This is a genomic window from Marinimicrobium sp. UBA4509, assembly GCF_002388575.1.
Taxonomy (GTDB): Bacteria; Pseudomonadota; Gammaproteobacteria; order Pseudomonadales; family Cellvibrionaceae; genus Marinimicrobium; species Marinimicrobium koreense.
The window spans coordinates 4,009-4,551 of the sequence record NZ_DGMV01000044.1 but is presented as its reverse complement, the minus strand read 5'-3'; the positions used below and the strand labels follow the sequence as shown (position 1 = coordinate 4,551).

Annotated in this window: 1 protein-coding gene; it reads left to right on the top strand. The window is 54.3% G+C overall.

The window, feature by feature from the left end:
• Positions 1-41 precede the first annotated feature (41 nt).
• On the top strand, positions 42-543 hold a 502-nt coding region (locus tag B3520_RS06690), incomplete at its 3' end, for a TolC family protein (protein ID WP_286875735.1).

Sequence of the window (543 nt, the reverse complement as noted above, 5' to 3'; positions counted from 1 at the left end):
CGTCTCTATACGACAGAGCCAAAGGCAACGCCGCTTTGGCTGTGTTTGCGAGTGAGACTCGCCTGAAGGAAGCAAGGATCCGGCTGTCACAAACGCGTGCCAAAAGTGATATCTCCTGGAGCCTAGGGGTACGCCGGATGGAAGGCTCTGGCGATACGGGGCTAGTTGCAGGGGTTAGTATGCCCTTGTTTGCAGATCGTCGAAGCAGTGGGGAAATTCGCGCTGCCCAAGCCGAACGTGATCAAGTGACGTTTCGGCGGAAAGAGGCACTGTTTAATCTGCATGCGCAACTTTTCGAAGCCTATCAAAATCGACAGCAGGGCGTTGAAGTCTCAGCAGTGCTGAAAGAAGAGGTAATACCGACACTCAATCGTGCGCTACGGGAGACGCGTGGAGCATATGAACGGGGGCGGTATAGCTACTTGGATCTGATTGCCGCGCAGGAAGAGTTGTTGGCTGCTAGACGGAGGATGATCGACTCGGCAGCCTCGGTGCTTCAATACGGCGCCCTTATTGAACAAATGACTGCCGAGCCTCTATCTA